Annotated in this window: 17 protein-coding genes; 9 read left to right on the forward strand and 8 right to left on the reverse strand. The window is 46.8% G+C overall.

Annotation, left to right across the window (positions count from 1 at the left end; genetic code table 11):
* The first annotated feature begins 6 nt into the window (after nt 1–6).
* Nucleotides 7–582, forward strand: a complete 576-nt coding sequence (rfbC, locus tag RDP42_RS03180) for a dTDP-4-dehydrorhamnose 3,5-epimerase (RefSeq protein ID WP_308762496.1) — start codon at nt 7–9, stop codon at nt 580–582.
* A gap of 46 nt (nt 583–628) precedes the next feature.
* Here rfbC and RDP42_RS03185 read toward each other — a convergent pair whose 3' ends face one another.
* On the reverse strand, nt 629–2,182 hold the full coding sequence (locus RDP42_RS03185; protein ID WP_204475845.1) for a carbon-nitrogen hydrolase family protein: 1,554 nt from the start codon (nt 2,180–2,182) through the stop codon (nt 629–631).
* A gap of 116 nt (nt 2,183–2,298) precedes the next feature.
* Between RDP42_RS03185 and RDP42_RS03190 the strand changes: the two genes are divergently transcribed.
* Both RDP42_RS03190 and RDP42_RS03195 read left to right on the forward strand, forming a co-directional pair.
* Nucleotides 2,299–3,489: a dicarboxylate/amino acid:cation symporter gene (locus tag RDP42_RS03190; RefSeq protein ID WP_308762497.1), complete on the forward strand. Its 1,191-nt coding sequence runs from the start codon at nt 2,299–2,301 to the stop codon at nt 3,487–3,489.
* Nucleotides 3,490–3,631: 142 nt separating this feature from the next.
* Nucleotides 3,632–4,066: a DUF6078 family protein gene (locus RDP42_RS03195; RefSeq protein WP_308762498.1), complete on the forward strand. Its 435-nt coding sequence runs from the start codon at nt 3,632–3,634 to the stop codon at nt 4,064–4,066.
* Nucleotides 4,067–4,245: 179 nt separating this feature from the next.
* Here the strand turns inward: RDP42_RS03195 and RDP42_RS03200 are convergent, their stop codons facing one another.
* The 3 genes from RDP42_RS03200 to uvrA are packed head-to-tail and all read right to left on the reverse strand — an operon-like array spanning nt 4,246 to nt 8,375.
* Entirely contained in the window at nt 4,246–5,031 is a 786-nt protein-coding gene (locus RDP42_RS03200; RefSeq protein ID WP_303911417.1) for a TerB family tellurite resistance protein, read from the reverse strand.
* A gap of 25 nt (nt 5,032–5,056) precedes the next feature.
* Nucleotides 5,057–5,539 (reverse strand): Cys-tRNA(Pro) deacylase, encoded by a 483-nt coding sequence (ybaK, locus tag RDP42_RS03205; RefSeq protein ID WP_204475841.1) that lies wholly within the window; start codon nt 5,537–5,539, stop codon nt 5,057–5,059.
* Nucleotides 5,526–8,375, reverse strand: coding sequence for an excinuclease ABC subunit UvrA (gene uvrA, locus RDP42_RS03210; RefSeq protein ID WP_308762499.1), 2,850 nt, complete (start codon nt 8,373–8,375; stop codon nt 5,526–5,528). The genes ybaK and uvrA overlap by 14 nt, the downstream gene beginning before the upstream one ends.
* Nucleotides 8,376–8,486: 111 nt before the next feature.
* Here uvrA and RDP42_RS03215 point away from each other — a divergent pair, with 111 nt between their 5' ends.
* The 5 genes from RDP42_RS03215 to RDP42_RS03235 are packed head-to-tail and all read left to right on the forward strand — an operon-like array spanning nt 8,487 to nt 12,695.
* Nucleotides 8,487–10,280, forward strand: coding sequence for a LysM peptidoglycan-binding domain-containing protein (locus tag RDP42_RS03215; protein ID WP_308762500.1), 1,794 nt, complete (start codon nt 8,487–8,489; stop codon nt 10,278–10,280).
* 1 nt (nt 10,281) lies between these two features.
* Nucleotides 10,282–10,989: a porin family protein gene (locus tag RDP42_RS03220; RefSeq protein ID WP_308762501.1), complete on the forward strand. Its 708-nt coding sequence runs from the start codon at nt 10,282–10,284 to the stop codon at nt 10,987–10,989.
* 5 nt (nt 10,990–10,994) lie between these two features.
* Nucleotides 10,995–11,753: an exodeoxyribonuclease III gene (locus RDP42_RS03225; RefSeq protein WP_204478869.1), complete on the forward strand. Its 759-nt coding sequence runs from the start codon at nt 10,995–10,997 to the stop codon at nt 11,751–11,753.
* Nucleotides 11,754–11,763: 10 nt separating this feature from the next.
* Nucleotides 11,764–12,138: a diacylglycerol kinase family protein gene (locus RDP42_RS03230; RefSeq protein ID WP_308762502.1), complete on the forward strand. Its 375-nt coding sequence runs from the start codon at nt 11,764–11,766 to the stop codon at nt 12,136–12,138.
* On the forward strand, nt 12,138–12,695 hold the full coding sequence (locus tag RDP42_RS03235) for a phosphatase PAP2 family protein (protein WP_308762503.1): 558 nt from the start codon (nt 12,138–12,140) through the stop codon (nt 12,693–12,695). Before RDP42_RS03230 ends, RDP42_RS03235 begins: the two co-directional genes overlap by 1 nt.
* Before the next feature lie 124 nt (nt 12,696–12,819).
* Here the strand turns inward: RDP42_RS03235 and RDP42_RS03240 are convergent, their stop codons facing one another.
* Nucleotides 12,820–13,284 carry a MaoC family dehydratase gene (locus RDP42_RS03240; protein ID WP_308762504.1) on the reverse strand — a complete coding sequence of 155 codons (465 nt, stop codon included), beginning with the start codon at nt 13,282–13,284 and terminating at the stop codon, nt 12,820–12,822.
* Nucleotides 13,285–13,440: 156 nt separating this feature from the next.
* Nucleotides 13,441–13,647: a hypothetical protein gene (locus RDP42_RS03245; RefSeq protein ID WP_204475833.1), complete on the reverse strand. Its 207-nt coding sequence runs from the start codon at nt 13,645–13,647 to the stop codon at nt 13,441–13,443.
* A gap of 171 nt (nt 13,648–13,818) precedes the next feature.
* Here RDP42_RS03245 and RDP42_RS03250 point away from each other — a divergent pair, with 171 nt between their 5' ends.
* Nucleotides 13,819–14,745, forward strand: coding sequence for a cation diffusion facilitator family transporter (locus tag RDP42_RS03250; protein WP_308762505.1), 927 nt, complete (start codon nt 13,819–13,821; stop codon nt 14,743–14,745).
* Nucleotides 14,746–14,803: 58 nt separating this feature from the next.
* Here RDP42_RS03250 and RDP42_RS03255 read toward each other — a convergent pair whose 3' ends face one another.
* Nucleotides 14,804–15,007, reverse strand: a complete 204-nt coding sequence (locus tag RDP42_RS03255; RefSeq protein ID WP_022352777.1) for a winged helix-turn-helix domain-containing protein — start codon at nt 15,005–15,007, stop codon at nt 14,804–14,806.
* A gap of 133 nt (nt 15,008–15,140) precedes the next feature.
* Entirely contained in the window at nt 15,141–15,608 is a 468-nt protein-coding gene (locus tag RDP42_RS03260; RefSeq protein ID WP_308762506.1) for a C-GCAxxG-C-C family protein, read from the reverse strand.
* Nucleotides 15,609–15,613: the final 5 nt, after the last annotated feature.

The following is a 15,613-nucleotide window of genomic DNA, read 5'->3' on the forward strand; positions in this document are numbered from 1 at the left end:
TCAAGAATGGAAGTAATACATACGGCAATCGACGGGGTAGTCATCATCGAACCCCGTCTGTTTAAAGATGAGAGAGGATATTTTTTTGAGTCATTCTCCCAAAGAGATTTCGACAAGCAGGTACGCACCATCCGTTTCGTACAAGACAATGAAAGCAAATCAAGCTACGGAGTGCTACGCGGGCTGCATTTTCAGAAACCACCATTTGCACAGAGCAAGCTGGTACGCGTCATCAAGGGTTCTGTACTGGATGTAGCGGTGGACATACGCAAAGGTTCTCCCACTTTCGGACAGCATGTGGCGGTAGAACTGACAGAGGACAATCACCGGCAGTTTTTCATTCCCCGCGGCTTTGCCCACGGATTCAGCGTACTGAGCGATGAAGTCATCTTCCAATACAAGTGCGACAATTTCTATGCACCCCAAAGTGAAGGTGCCATTGCCTGGAATGACCCCGCTTTGAAGATTGACTGGAAGATACCCGCCGAAAAAGTCATTCTTTCGGAGAAAGACAAACACCATCCGTTGCTCGCCGAAGCCGACTGGTTGTTCGACTATCACGAAGACCTTTACAAAGAATAAGACACAAAAATCCCCGGAAAGCCCAAGCCATCCGGGGATTTTTTTATCAATTATTTTCCTGAGCACTTTTCTTCATGCGCAATTCATACAAATCATTCCGGCGGTCACGCAAGTTACGTACACTACCGTAGGTATGAAGTTCATTCAACAAATCCAAATCGACATCGGAAACCAGAATCATTTCGGTATTCGGAGTCGCTTCCGCACGTTTTCCATCGGTCGGGAAAGCAAAGTCACACGGTGTGAAGACACCTGACTGTGCATACTGGATATCCATGTTGTGTACACGAGGCAGGTTGCCTACACTACCGGCAATCACCACGAAACATTCATTTTCAATGGCACGTGCCTGTGCGCAGACACGTACACGTGAATAACCGTTCTGTGTATCGGTCAAGAACGGCACAAACAGAATCTGCATGCCCTGATCGGCCATCAGTCGGGAAAGTTCCGGGAATTCCACATCATAGCAAATCAACACACCGATTTTGGCACAGTCGGTGTCAAAGGTCTGTACTTTCTTACCGCCGCTCAAGCCCCAGCTCTTCACTTCATCGGGAGTTACGTGAATCTTCTCATACATTTCGTAAGTTCCGTCACGACGGCAAAGGAATCCCACATTGTAGAGTCCACCATCTTCCTTCACATAAGGCATACTACCTGTGATGATATTGATGTTGTGCTTAATGGCCAGGTTAATGAAACGGTCTCTGATATCTTCAGTATATTGAGCCAAAGCACGGATAGACTGGGCCTCTCCCATATTGTTGAATTTGGCCATCAACGGGGCATTGAAATATTCCGGGAACAATACGAAGTCGCTCTTGTATCCGGCCACCGCATCGATGAAGAACTCTACCTGTTCAAACACATCGTCCAGTGTCTGATAGGAACGCATCTGCCACTGTACCAGACCCACTCTGACTGTGGTCTTCTTGTCGATATAAGAATCTGTAGGCGGCTGATAATAGATGTTATCCCACTGAAGCAAGGTAGCGCAATGCTTGGATTCCTCATCGTTCGGCAAATAGTTACGCATTACCCGGCGTACGTGGAAATCATTCGAAAGCTGGAAAGTCAGCACCGGATCATAGATTTCGCGCGAACGGACCTTCTCGATGTATTCCTTCGGGCGCATCTGGTCGGCATATTTGTAATAGTTCGGAATACGTCCACCGAACATGATGGCTTTCAGGTTCAATTTTTCACACAATTCCTTGCGATACTCATACATTCGGCGAGCCAGACGCAGCCCCCGGTATTCCGGATGGATAAACACTTCAATACCATAAAGGATATTTCCTTTCGGATTGTGTGTGCTGAAAGTCTCATCTCCTGTCACCTTCGCATACGTGTGGTCTCCCTTGACCAAATCATAATCCACGATGATGGAAAGTGCGCATCCCACAATCTTGTCATCCACGACGGTGACAATCTGTCCTTCCGGGAAAATACGAATCAGTTTTTCTATTTGTGCATGTGTCCAGAACACATCTTTGTCGGCATAAACGCGAGTAAACGACTGGGCAAGCTGTGCATAATCTTCAATCTGCAAATTTCGAAGCTCTACCTTGTTAATCTTCTTTTGAGTCGGTTCCATAATTTAACTAATTTTGTCCGTTATTTTTCTCGGGCACAAAAGTAATCATTTCCTCAGGTAGAGTGTATCGCTTGTTCAGGATTATTATACTATCTTTGTGACAAAAACCAAACCTCATGAAAAAAATTAAACTAGGACTTTTACCGCAAATCATCATAGCTATTGCCTTAGGCATCGGTGCAGGTATCGTCTCACCGGCTCTTCCGGTACGTATCTTTGTGACCTTCAACGCGCTTTTCAGCCAGTTTCTGAACTTCATCATTCCTCTGATTATTGTGGGACTGGTCACTCCGGCCATTGCCGACATCGGGAAAGGGGCTGGGAAAATGCTGGTAGCCACCGTGTTGCTGGCTTACGGAGCCACCCTGTTTTCCGGATTTCTCTCGTTCGGCGTAGGAGAAACCTTTTTCCCCAGCCTCATCACCCGGAACATACCTTTGTCGGAAATCAGTGAGGCACACGGCGTCACTCCTTTCTTTACCGTGGCCATACCGGAACCGCTCAATGTCATGACGGCCTTGGTAATGGCCTTTACCCTCGGACTCGGACTAGCACACCTGGATACGACCTACCTGAAAAATGTCTGCAACGATTTCAAGGAAATCATCGTCAAGACCATACAAGCCGTAATCCTTCCCCTGTTGCCGATTTATATCTTCGGAATTTTCTTCAACATGACGCATTCCGGACAGGTATTCCACGTATTAGGCGTATTCATCAAGATTATCGGCATCATCTTCCTGCTGCACATTTTCCTGCTGATATTCCAATACTGCATCGCGGGACTGTTTGTACGCAAGAATCCGTTCCGCCTGTTAGCAAGGATGATGCCGGCCTATTTCACCGCACTGGGTACCCAGTCATCGGCGGCCACCATTCCTGTGACCATGAAACAGACGATACTGAATGGCGTGCACGAAGGAATTGCCGGCTTTGTCATTCCGTTGTGTGCCACCATCCACCTTTCGGGAAGTACCATGAAGATTGTGGCTTGTGCCTTGGCCCTGATGATGATGCAGGGCATTCCTTACGACTTTCAGATGTTTGCCGGATTTATCTTTATGTTAGGCATCACCATGGTAGCCGCTCCTGGCGTACCGGGAGGTGCCATCATGGCCTCATTGGGAATCCTGTCGTCCATGTTAGGATTTGACGAAAACGCACAGGCCCTGATGATTGCCCTCTACATCGCCATGGACAGTTTCGGTACGGCCTGCAACGTAACGGGCGACGGAGCCTTGGCTCTTCTTATCGACAAGTGGTTTGGTTCGTCGAAGGCAGATACACCACCCTCTCCCCACAACTGATTGTACCCCATTCTCTCACAGGCAACACGGCGCAATCTACAGAATATTTTTGTCAAACCATCAAAAAAAAGTAGCCGAACTTGTCCCTTTTCAGAATTATTTTGCATAAGTTTGTTATCAGCTTAAGCTAAAAAACACACTTATGAAAAAGAATCCTTACAAAGAGGCTCCGGCCAGTTTTTCCATCTGCTTATATACTGACTGTACCTGCGCTTCCAATTGCCTGCGCCAGTTGGCCTATCCGGTACTGCTGGAACGGGAGGCATTCCTGCACCTGGCCAATCCCGCACGATGCACCAAAGACACTTCCTGTCCGTATTACCGCGATGCCACTCCGGTGACCTACATGCGCGGTTTCACTCAAATGAAAAAGCGGATGTATCCCGACCAATATCAGAAATTCATGAATATCCTGGTTGCCCACTTCGGGCGAAATCCTTATTTTGAAAGAAGAAGAGGGGAAAGAAAACTGAATCTCCAGGAACAGGAAATCATCCGCAAGGCCCTGAAGCAGGCTGGAGTGACAGACAACCTGGAATTTGACCAGCAAGAAACCGGATTCAACTGGTACGACTAACCAGTACTTTCCCGAAAGTACTGCAGTACTGCCTAAGAAGTACTACAGTACTGCCAAGGAAGTACTGCGGTACTTCTTAGGCAGTACTCGCAATGCATAACAATCTATTTATCAACTTCATAAAAAGACACAAAAAAGGCCTGTCAACGTAAAAAAACGAGACAGGCCTCTTTGGTAATTTATTTCATGCCACGTGCCTTGAAAATCCGCTCCTTGGCATCATTGATACGCTGGAGCTTTTCTTCGGCAGCCTTTCGGATATCTTCTCCCAATGTGGCTACCCGGTCGGGATGATGTTTCAGTACCAGACTGCGATAAGCCTTGCGCACTTCCTCATCCGAAGCCGTAGGTTCGATTTCCAGCACCTTGTAGGCATCTTCCAGTGAATCGCCTTTCAGGTTCAGCATGGAGTCTACTTCCTGTATGGAAAGCTGCATGGACTGTGCCACTTCTTTCAATGCATCCACTTCGGCCTGACACACATTGCCGTCACTTTGGGCAATCTTCACCAAGAAATCGAGCAATTGCAAACGCTGTTCGTAAGTCAGGTTGGCGGCAATCTGTGCCCCACATTCCCGGATGGTACGACGAAACGCAGAAGGGTCATTCCGTTCCATCTGCTTACGCTGTTCAAACAGGTTCAGCAAAATACGTTCGCCCTCGTCCACGGCATTGGCGCCAAAATTGACCCGCAGGAACTGACGAACGAATTCCATTTCACTGTGCATGATACGTCCGTCCGCACGGATGATATACGAAGCCATGACCAGCATAGAAAACAAAAAGCTATTGCGCTGTCCGGCATAGATATCCTCCTGCGTATAAGTTCCAGCAGTTTCCCCCATTTCATTCTGTGCAGTCACACTCTTGTCAAACAAGGAGCCGATGGCAAATCCGGCCAAAGCTCCCAAGGGGCCCATGGCCATGAATCCCATGATTCCCCCAATCCATTTTCCGTATCCCATAAACGAATGCTATTATTCTATCTTCTTAAAACAATGTACACACCTCGGCCTGGCTCACTTTAATCAAATCGGCCGGAGCCAGTTTCACCTGCAACCCTCTCACTCCTGCACTGACATAAATATAAGGAAAGTCCGTGCAAGTGTGGTGGATATACGTCGGGAAATGTTTCTTCATCCCTATCGGAGAACATCCTCCCCGAATGTATCCGGTCAACGGAAGCAACTCCTTTACCGGAATCAAATCACATTTCTTGTTGCCGGAAACCTTGGCCGCCAGCTTCAGGTCAATCTCGTGTTCTCCCGGAACCACGCAGACAAAATAGCCCGACTTGTCTCCATGCAGCACCAGCGTCTTGAATACTTGTTCAATATTCTCACCCAATGTGGCAGCCACATGTACGCAACTCAAGTCGTTTTCATCCACCTCATAGGGAACCAGTTCGTATTTCACCTTATCCCGATCCAGCAGGCGGGCTGCATTGGTTTTTGCAATCTTATCTTTTGCCATTTTTTATCGCTCCTTTCAGTTCTTCTTTTAAAAATCCTGATGTATATCCTTTTCCCGAAGCGGCTACTTCTTCCGGAGTTCCGCAGACCAGCAACTGGCCTCCTCCTTTTCCACCTTCGGGACCCATATCAATAATATAATCTGCCATCTTGATGACATCCAGATTGTGTTCTATCACGATGACGGTATTTCCCTTGTCTACCAAACGGTTCAATACGTTCATCAATACCCGGATATCCTCAAAGTGCAATCCGGTGGTCGGTTCGTCCAAAATATATACGGTCTTTCCCGTATCTCTCTTCGACAACTCCGTAGCCAGTTTCACGCGCTGACTTTCGCCTCCCGACAAAGTGGTGGAAGGTTGCCCCAACTTGATATAACCGAGTCCTACCTCCTGCAGCACCTTGATTTTATTCAGAATCTGCGGTACATTCTCAAAGAATTCCACCGCACGGTTGATGGTCATATCCAGCACGTCGGCGATGGATTTTCCCTTGTAGCGTACTTCCAGCGTTTCGCGGTTGTAACGCTTGCCGTGACACACCTCACACGGTACCAGCACATCCGGCAGGAAGTTCATCTCGATGGTCTTATACCCGTTTCCACCACAAGCCTCACAGCGTCCACCCGACACATTGAACGAGAAGCGTCCGGCCTTATAACCTCGGATTTTTGCTTCCGGAAGACCGACAAACAGGTTACGGATATCGGAAAACACGCCCGTATACGTCGCCGGATTGGAACGAGGCGTACGGCCCAGCGGAGACTGGTCTACATTCACTACCTTATCAATGTACTCCAACCCTTCCACACTGTCATACGGCAAGGGGTCTTGCAACGAACGGTAGAAATGCTGGGAGAGAATCGGCTGCAACGTATCGTTGACCAACGTAGACTTTCCACTACCGGAAACACCCGTCACGCAAATCAGCTTGCCCAACGGGAACTCCACATCATCGCCTTTCAGGTTGTTGCCACGGGCTCCCCGCAGAATCAAAGAATGTCCGTTGCCTTTCCGCCGTTCTGCGGGCACCTCGATGCACATCTTCCCGTTCAGGTATTGCGAAGTCAGGGTATTGGTTTTCAACATTTCCGCCGGAGTACCGGAAAAGACAACCTCTCCTCCTAACCGACCGGCTTTCGGCCCCATGTCTACGATGTAATCGGCTGCCAACATCATATCCTTGTCATGCTCCACCACAATCACGGTATTACCCAAGTCACGCAACTCTTTCAAAGAATTGATCAACCGGATATTGTCACGCTGATGCAGTCCGATACTGGGTTCGTCCAGGATGTACAACACATTCACCAACTGGGACCCAATCTGAGTAGCCAGACGGATACGCTGGCTTTCTCCTCCCGACAGCGTCACGGACGAACGGTTCAAAGACAAATAATCCAAACCCACATCCAGCAGAAACTTCAGGCGGGTACGTATTTCTTTCAGAATTTCCGTGGCAATCAGCCGTTGCTTTTCTTCCAGGAAATCCTCTACATGGCACACCCAGTCATACAGCTCACTGATGTCCATGGTGGCCAGTTCGTAAATATTCTTGTCATGAATACGGAAATGCAAGGCTTCCTTGTTCAAACGTGCTCCTTTACATTCAGGGCACACATCCGTCTTAGCAAACTGTTCCGCCCACTTCTGTGCGGTAGCCGAAGCCTCCTTTTCCTGCATCATCTGGATATACTTGACAATCCCTTCATACACCACGAAATAATCGGAAGTGGTATGAATCAATGTACTTTTGATTTTCAGCCGCTCATCGCATCCGTACAGAATTTCATTGATGGCATCCTGCGGCAATTCGCTTACTGGGGTTTTCAGGGTCGCTTCATAACGTTCCAGCAAAGCTTCCAGCTGCCAGAATATCATCACGTTCTTGTATTTTCCCAAAGGGGCCACCGCTCCTTCATACACAGACAACGAACGGTCGGGAATTACCTTGTCTTCATCAATCAGATTGACATAACCCAATCCTTTGCAACGCGGACAAGCTCCTTGCGGTGAGTTGAAAGAGAAATTATGCGGAGCAGGTTCCTTGTAGGAAAGTCCCGTCACCGGACACATCAAACGCTTGCTGTAATGGCGTACACTCTCCGTCTGCGCATCCAATATCATCAGAAGACCATCTCCCTGCTGCATGGCCGTCGACACGCTCTGCTTCAGCCGGCTGTCTTCCTTGTCGGCCACCACCATTTTGTCAATTACCACCTCAATGTCGTGGTTCTTATAGCGGTCCAGCTTCATGCCGTGCACAATCTCCTTGATTTCCCCGTCTACCCGGACATAAAGATACCCTTTCTTGCGTACCTGCTCGAACAATTCTTTGTAATGGCCTTTACGTGTCCGTACCAACGGAGCTAAGATAAAGATACGTTTGCCCTTGTAGTCCCGGTGTATCAAATCCAAAATCTGCTCTTCGGTATACTTCACCATTTTCTCGCCGGAGAGATACGAATACGCCGTACCTGCCCGCGCAAACAGCAGACGCAGATAATCATATATTTCGGTGGTCGTTCCTACCGTAGAACGAGGATTCTTGTTGGTGGTTTTCTGCTCGATGGAAATCACCGGACTCAGTCCCGTAATCTTGTCCACATCCGGACGTTCCATTCCTCCTAAGAAATTACGGGCATACGCTGAAAAGGTCTCAATGTAACGCCGCTGCCCCTCCACGAACAGTGTATCGAAAGCTAAGGAAGACTTTCCACTTCCGCTCAATCCGGTAATCACCGTCAGACTGTCACGGGGTATTTCCACATCTATATTTTTCAGGTTATGCACCCGGGCTCCTTGTACACAAATAGTTTCAGTTCCTTCAGTCATATTGTCCTTCAATGATATCTTTGCAAAGATAGAGATATTTACTTTTCCATTTTCATCCTACAATGCAATTTTTTTTGTACTTTTGTCCCTCAACAAATCAGATAAATGACCATGAGATTCTTTCAGATAGTTTGTCTTTCACTGGCTTTGACATTGGGAAATGCCGGAAAACTTCTTCATGCACAAAACGGAAACAATTATTTTCTCCATACAGTCAGTAAAGGCCAAAGCCTCTACTCCATTGCCAACATGTACCATGTCACCGTGGATGATATTGTCCGCCTGAACCCGGGCAGTGACAAACAAATCCGGGCGGGAGAAGCCTTGAAAATACCTCAAACAAGCAATGCTTCCTCTGCCGAGAACGGAAGGTTTCACACCATACAGGCCGGCGAAACGCTGTACCAACTGACTGTGAAATACAATGTCAGCGCGCAAGCCATTTGTGATGCCAATCCCGGACTGAGTGCCAGCAACTTCCGTATTGGCCAAGTGATTTCCATTCCTACGGGAAGCCCGGAATCTCCTGTTTCCAAACCGAAAGAGACTCACCCGACTGCCACTCCGGCCACTTCGCAGAAAGACTGGAAAGAAATGCATAAGGTGGAACGCAAAGAGACTATCTTCAGCATCTGTCAGGAATACAATATCACACAGGAAGACCTTTTAGCATTGAACCCGGAACTGAAAAACGGGAAACTGAGAAAAGGTATGTTCCTTTTTATCCCTTATCCTAAAAACAGTCAGTCGCACAAGTCTGAGACTCCGGCAACCACCCCGACTCCTTCCAATGAGGAACTTTTCAATCAAAGCAAAATAGCCCAAAAGAATTTCAAATCGATTCAAGCAGCTGTTTTGCTCCCGTTTACCTCCACCAACAACGATGAACAAAGCCGTATGGTGGAATATTACGAAGGTTTTCTGATTGCTGTGGACAGCCTGAAACGGCAAGGGGTATCGGTAAATCTATACACGTACAACACGGAAGGCAGTTCAAATACGCTTTCCAATATCCTGAACAAACCGGAAATGAAGAACATGGACATCATTTTCGGACCCGCCCACACGTCTCAGGTCGGCGCTTTGGCGGAGTTTGCCAAACGCAACAAGATACGGCTGGTGGTTCCCTTTGCTCCTAAAGTGGACCAAGTGTTCAACAATCCGATGATTTATCAAATCAATACGCCTCAGTCTTATTTTTATTCTGAGGTTTACGATCATTTTCTGCGCAAATTCAAACAAACAAATGTCATTTTTGTCGATGTAGCCAATGGCGACAAAGAGAAACAGGGATTTATCAACGGACTGAAAGATGAACTGAAAGACAACCATATTAAATTCAAACAAATACAATTGGGAGCAGATATGGCTCCCGGCAAAGTGATTGCAGCAATGGATACGCTTCGGGAAAATATTTTCATCCCTACATCAGGTCGTAGCAGTGCCCTCACAAAGATACTGCCACAGCTCAGCAACGTATTGCGGTCGCATCCGAATTTCAACATGCATTTGTTCGGTTATCCCGAATGGCAGACTTATACACAGGAACATCTGGCCAGTTTCTATGAACTGGATACTTATTTCTATTCTTCTTTCTATACCAACAATCTTTTCCCGGAAGCCGTACGTTTTACACAGAGTTTCCGCCGCTGGTACAGCAAAGACATGGCCAACACCTTCCCCAAATATGGTATGTTAGGATTTGATACGGGATATTTCTTCCTGAAAGGCTTGTCGCAACAAGGAAATAAACTGGAAGAAAACCTAAACCGGGTAAATGTCACTCCTATCCAGACCGGCTTTAAATTTGAAAGAGTCAACAACTGGGGAGGATTCATCAACCAGAAAGTCTTTTTTGTGCACCTGACCAAAAACTACGAACTGATCAAACTTGATTTTGAATAAGATGAAAAGATACCGACAAATCCTATTTATATGCAGTCTGCTCTGCTTGCTTCCGCAATTCATCCATGCCCAATTACAAGACGAACGGCATAATCTGGCTATCGGAATCAACGGAGGAGTCAACCTGAATTCTGTCAGCTTTACTCCCAATATCAAGCAGACTAACTTCATCGCTCCGGAGTTCGGCTTTACCGTCCGTTATATCTCCGAAAAATATTTCAAAATGATTTGCGGCATACAGGCGGAAGTGAATTACTCACAACGAGGCTGGAAAGAAGTCATCGAAGACGGAAGCAACAACACCTACCACCGGGCCATGAATTACGTGGAGGTACCGTTGTTAGCTCATCTTGCTTTTGGAAAAGACCAAGGAAACGGAGCCCGATTCATCTTGAACTTAGGTCCACAAGTCGGTTTTCTGATAGGAGAAAAAGAATTCTACAGTGACCCATCCACCTGGGATACCTCCAACCGTCCGCAAGGGACCGATGCCCAATATGGGAAATTTGCCGACAAGAAATTCGATTATGGTATTGTAGGCGGCGGAGGTGTGGAAATACGTACCGGTATCGGCCATTTCCTGCTCGAAGCCCGCTACTACTTCGGACTGAGTGATTTTTATAACAACAGTAAAAAAGATTATTTCTCCCGCTCCGCCCACTCGTATATCGGCGGACGACTTACCTATTTATTTGACTTGAAAAAATAATCCGTATGATCAAACTGATATCTTGGAACGTGAACGGGCTACGCGCCTGCTGCGACAAAGGTTTCCGTGAAGTATTCAACCAGCTTGATGCCGATTTTTTCTGCCTGCAGGAAACAAAAATGCAGGAAGGACAACTTGACCTCTCTTTTGAAGGCTATACCTCCTACTGGAACTATGCCGAAAAAAAAGGATATTCAGGCACGGCTATTTTTACCCGTCACCAGCCCCTGCAAGTGACTTATGGACTTGGTATGGAAGACCACGACCATGAAGGACGTGTCATCACCTTGGAAATGGAGAAATTCTTCCTGGTGACGGTTTATACCCCCAATTCGCAGGACGGCCTGAAACGTCTGGACTACCGCATGACCTGGGACGACGATTTCCGGGCCTACCTGAAGAAACTTGACCAGACCAAGCCGGTACTGGTGTGCGGTGACCTGAATGTGGCTCATAAAGAAATCGACTTGAAGAATCCTAAAACTAACCGGATGAATGCGGGTTTCACGGACCAGGAACGAGAGAAATTCCAACAGCTGCTGGATGCCGGATTCATCGACACCTTCCGCTTCTTCTACCCCGAACAGACAAACATCTATTCGTGGTGGTCTTACCGCTTCAAGGCGCGTGAAAAGAATGCAGGGTGGCGTATCGACTATTTTCTGGCCTCAGCCAGCCTTTCCGACAAACTGAAAGGGGCAAAGATACATACAGAAATCTATGGTTCCGACCATTGTCCGGTGGAAGTAACACTCGATATTTAAATACATAGGAATGAAGAACGAAGGATTTACTTTGCGAAAGCGGTTGCGAAGCTTCAAGTTTGCAGGCAACGGTATCCGTCTGCTTATTGCCCACGAACACAATGCGTGGATCCATTGCTTCGCCGCCGTTTGCGTCACGATAGCCGGATGCTGGCTGGGACTTTCTACAACCGAATGGATTGCCGTAGTTTTTGCCATCGCCATGGTACTGGCGGCAGAAGCGGTCAACTCTTCCATTGAAGCACTGGCCGACTTGGTTTCTCCCGACTACAACGAAGCCATCAAACGCACCAAAGACCTGGCAGCCGGAGCCGTTTTGATTCTGGCCATCGGGGCGGCCATTATCGGACTCATTATCTTCGTACCTAAAATTCTCGCTTTGTGATGAAACAGCTTATACTTTTCCTGACAGCTCTCTACCTCGCGGTATCCCTTCCTGCACAAGAACTGGAAATCAGCGGCCCGCGGAAGGCAGTCCGTACATCCGGCGACGTCGGTGCCGTATTGCTTCCTGTAGCCGGCCTGACAGCCATCCTTCTCCAAAAAGACTGGCAAGGTCTGAAGCAAGGAGCCTTGGCCGGAATCACTACCTTAGGAGTAACCTACGCGCTGAAGTATGCGGTCAAGAAGGAGCGTCCTGACCACAGTGACAACCATTCGTTCCCTTCCATGCATACGTCTGTTTCTTTTGCTGCTGCTTCCTTCATCCAGCGACGTTACGGATGGAAATGGGGGTTGCCAGCCTATGTGGTGTCTACCTACGTGGGATGGAGCCGCGTATACGGAAAAAAGCACGACTGGTGGGATGTAGCTGCAGGGGCAGTTATCGGTGCAGGAAGTTCCTACATCTTTACCCGACCGTTTGCGCAAAAGCATGATCTGACTCTCAGCCCGGTAGCAGGCGACGGCTACTGCGGACTATATGCCTCACTGAAATTCTAAAAACTTCCTATTCCATCTTCTAAAAAATTCAGAAGAAAAATACTTTGCTTATATAATGATAAAGGCCATCTCAAATTTATTTGAGACAGCCTTTTCTATGTCTGTTCTTTCCAATGTCAATCGATCAATTGAAATAGTACAAGAAAGTAGCAATACCTTCCAAGGCCTTCTTCTTCTGGTCCTTGATTTCAATTGAGAATTTGATTTCTGCCTTTGCCACCCCGCGCAGATTAACCAAAGAATACAGATTAGCCACCAGACGTACACTCTGTCCGGCCAAAACAGCCTGTCCGAACTTCATTTTGTCCATTCCATAGTTAACCATCATCTTCAGGTTATTCACCTCAATGATCTGGTTCCACAAATAAGGAAGCAATGACAACGTCAGATAACCATGTACAATGGTACTCTTATAAGGGCTCTCCACTTTAGCACGTTCAGTGTCTACGTGAATCCACTGATGGTCCAATGTAGCATCCGCAAACTGATTGATGCGCTCCTGTGGAATTTCCAGCCAGTCGGATACTCCAATCTGCTGACCTACCAACTTTTCAAACTCTTCGTAAGAGTTAATAATTACTTTTTCCATACTTATCTTTGTTCTTTAAATTGCATAAAATATAGGCAAAGATAAGTATATTTTCTTATTTCATTTATTTTCTTACCAAAATAAACTATACTATAACTCACGATAAATAGACTATTTCTCTGATTTATCCTCCAAAAGACAGAATACTGCCTGGCATCAATACCTAACCAAACGCTTGGGGGAACCGTGCCATGAGCATCCCAGACAGAATACTTCTTCCAGATTAAAGCCTTCCAGTGATTCGTCTTCCTTTTTAGGCACCACTTCCCCTTCCGAAGTCACATACACCAGTCTACGCTCTCCTGCCTCATTTTTTACATACATCGCCGCGATTTTACACTGCGGACATACCATTTTTTTCATATCTTTTCTTTCCATTAATTTGCTGCAAAGATAAGGATTTCCAATCAAACCATCTGAGGTATGACTCACAATACACTCATCCTGCAACCCGGTTGTTATTATCATCTACCGTGTACAATATCGGACAAAAGCCCTTAACTTCGCAGCCGATAACAAAAAAACAAAAAACTTATGTCACATGTTCATTCACACGCCCACGAACATCATCACGTCATAGAATCCGTGAGCACCACACTGATTGTCTGTATCCTGCTGAACCTGCTGTTTGTCATCGTAGAAGCAGGCATCGGATTCGCCTATCATTCACTGGGACTGCTTTCCGACGCCGGACACAACCTGAGTGACGTCTTCAGCCTGCTGCTTTCACTCTTCGCCATCCGTATGGCTACCCGAAAAGGAAACAGCCATTTCACCTACGGATATAAAAAAAGTACCGTACTTGTCTCACTGGCTAATGCCGTGATCCTGCTGATTGCCGTAGGTGGCATTCTGATTGAAAGTATCTACAAACTGAGAAATGCAGCTCCCATCTCCGGTGAAGCAATTTCCTGGACAGCGGGAGTAGGTATCGTCATCAATGGGGCTACCGCCCTTCTGCTGATGAAAGGACAGAAGAACGACCTGAATATCAAGGGAGCCTTTCTGCACATGACCATGGACACCTTAGTTTCTGTAGGCGTCGTCCTGTCGGGTATCCTCATCAGTTTCACACAATGTTATATCATCGATGCCTTTATCGGTATGGCCATCGCCCTCATCATATTGGTTTCTACCTGGAAACTGCTGAAAGAAAGTCTTTATTTAAGTCTGGATGCCGTCCCTGAACAAGTCCAGCTGGAAAAGTTGGAAACTGCCCTCAGCCAGACTCCCGGCGTAGCAAGCTGGCATCATCTGCATGTTTGGGCAGTCAGCACTACCGAAAACGCGGCCACCCTTCACATCGTAATCCACAGTCTGACAGATATGGAAGACACCAAGCATCGGTTAAAGCAACTGCTTGCTACTTATGGAATCTCCCATTCCACCATTGAATTCGAAACGTCTGACACTCCTTGTTGTGACACCACTGAGGGATGCTACAAACAGACCACCCGATAAAACAAAAATGCGCCGAACAGGATATCCCTCTCGGCGCATTTTTATTTCTTTGAAAGAATTATTTCAACTTTACAAATAATTCCCCGTCCACTTCACTGGTTTCAATTTTATCTTCTCTCAGCAACCAACCCAGTCCAAGAAACAAATCCTTGTCAGCTTTCAATTTAGCAGCTTTTTTCAGTTGTTTCTGAGTTTTGCCTTCTGTTTCATTCAGTGCCTCCCAGATTTGTCCGGCAATGACACCCGCTTTTTCTTTTAACATAATCTTTTTGCTTTTATAATTAAACATCTAACATTGACGTTTCCTATTTGCCAGCAAATTTAACAAAAAACAAGATAATTGCATAAAGAAAAACAAGAAACTTTCATTTTAATACTGAGAAAACAACTTCTTATTACAATTTTCCTTCATTTTCCAAGAAATCGCCCCAAATTTTCGCGGCTGTTTCCACCATGTGAGCACATGGACGCTTGGCATAATACTGCGGAGTACGGGCTTCGGGAGTAGAAACAATCGGTTCTTTCTTAGAAAGCCCCAACAAGTCGGCACAACGAAGCGCTCCACATTCTTCCTTAAACTTTCCGGCCAGTTCCTGTACTAATTTATAATTGGCAGCTTTCCCTTCTCGGTCGGCTCCGTCCTTAGCGCATCGCTCCAGACCTGCCAACATAAACATACCACACGCTGCCCCACAGGTTTCACGCATACGACCGATCCCCCCTCCAAAGGAAGCAGCCATGTGCATTGCCTGGTCAAACGTAAATCCATACAAATCGGCATATGCACCGACTACCGACTGTGAACAATTATATCCTTCTTTAAACAGGCTGACCGCCTTTGCTATACGTTCTTCTTTTGTCATACTTT

Source organism: uncultured Bacteroides sp. (assembly GCF_902472605.1).
Taxonomy (GTDB): Bacteria; Bacteroidota; Bacteroidia; order Bacteroidales; family Bacteroidaceae; genus Phocaeicola.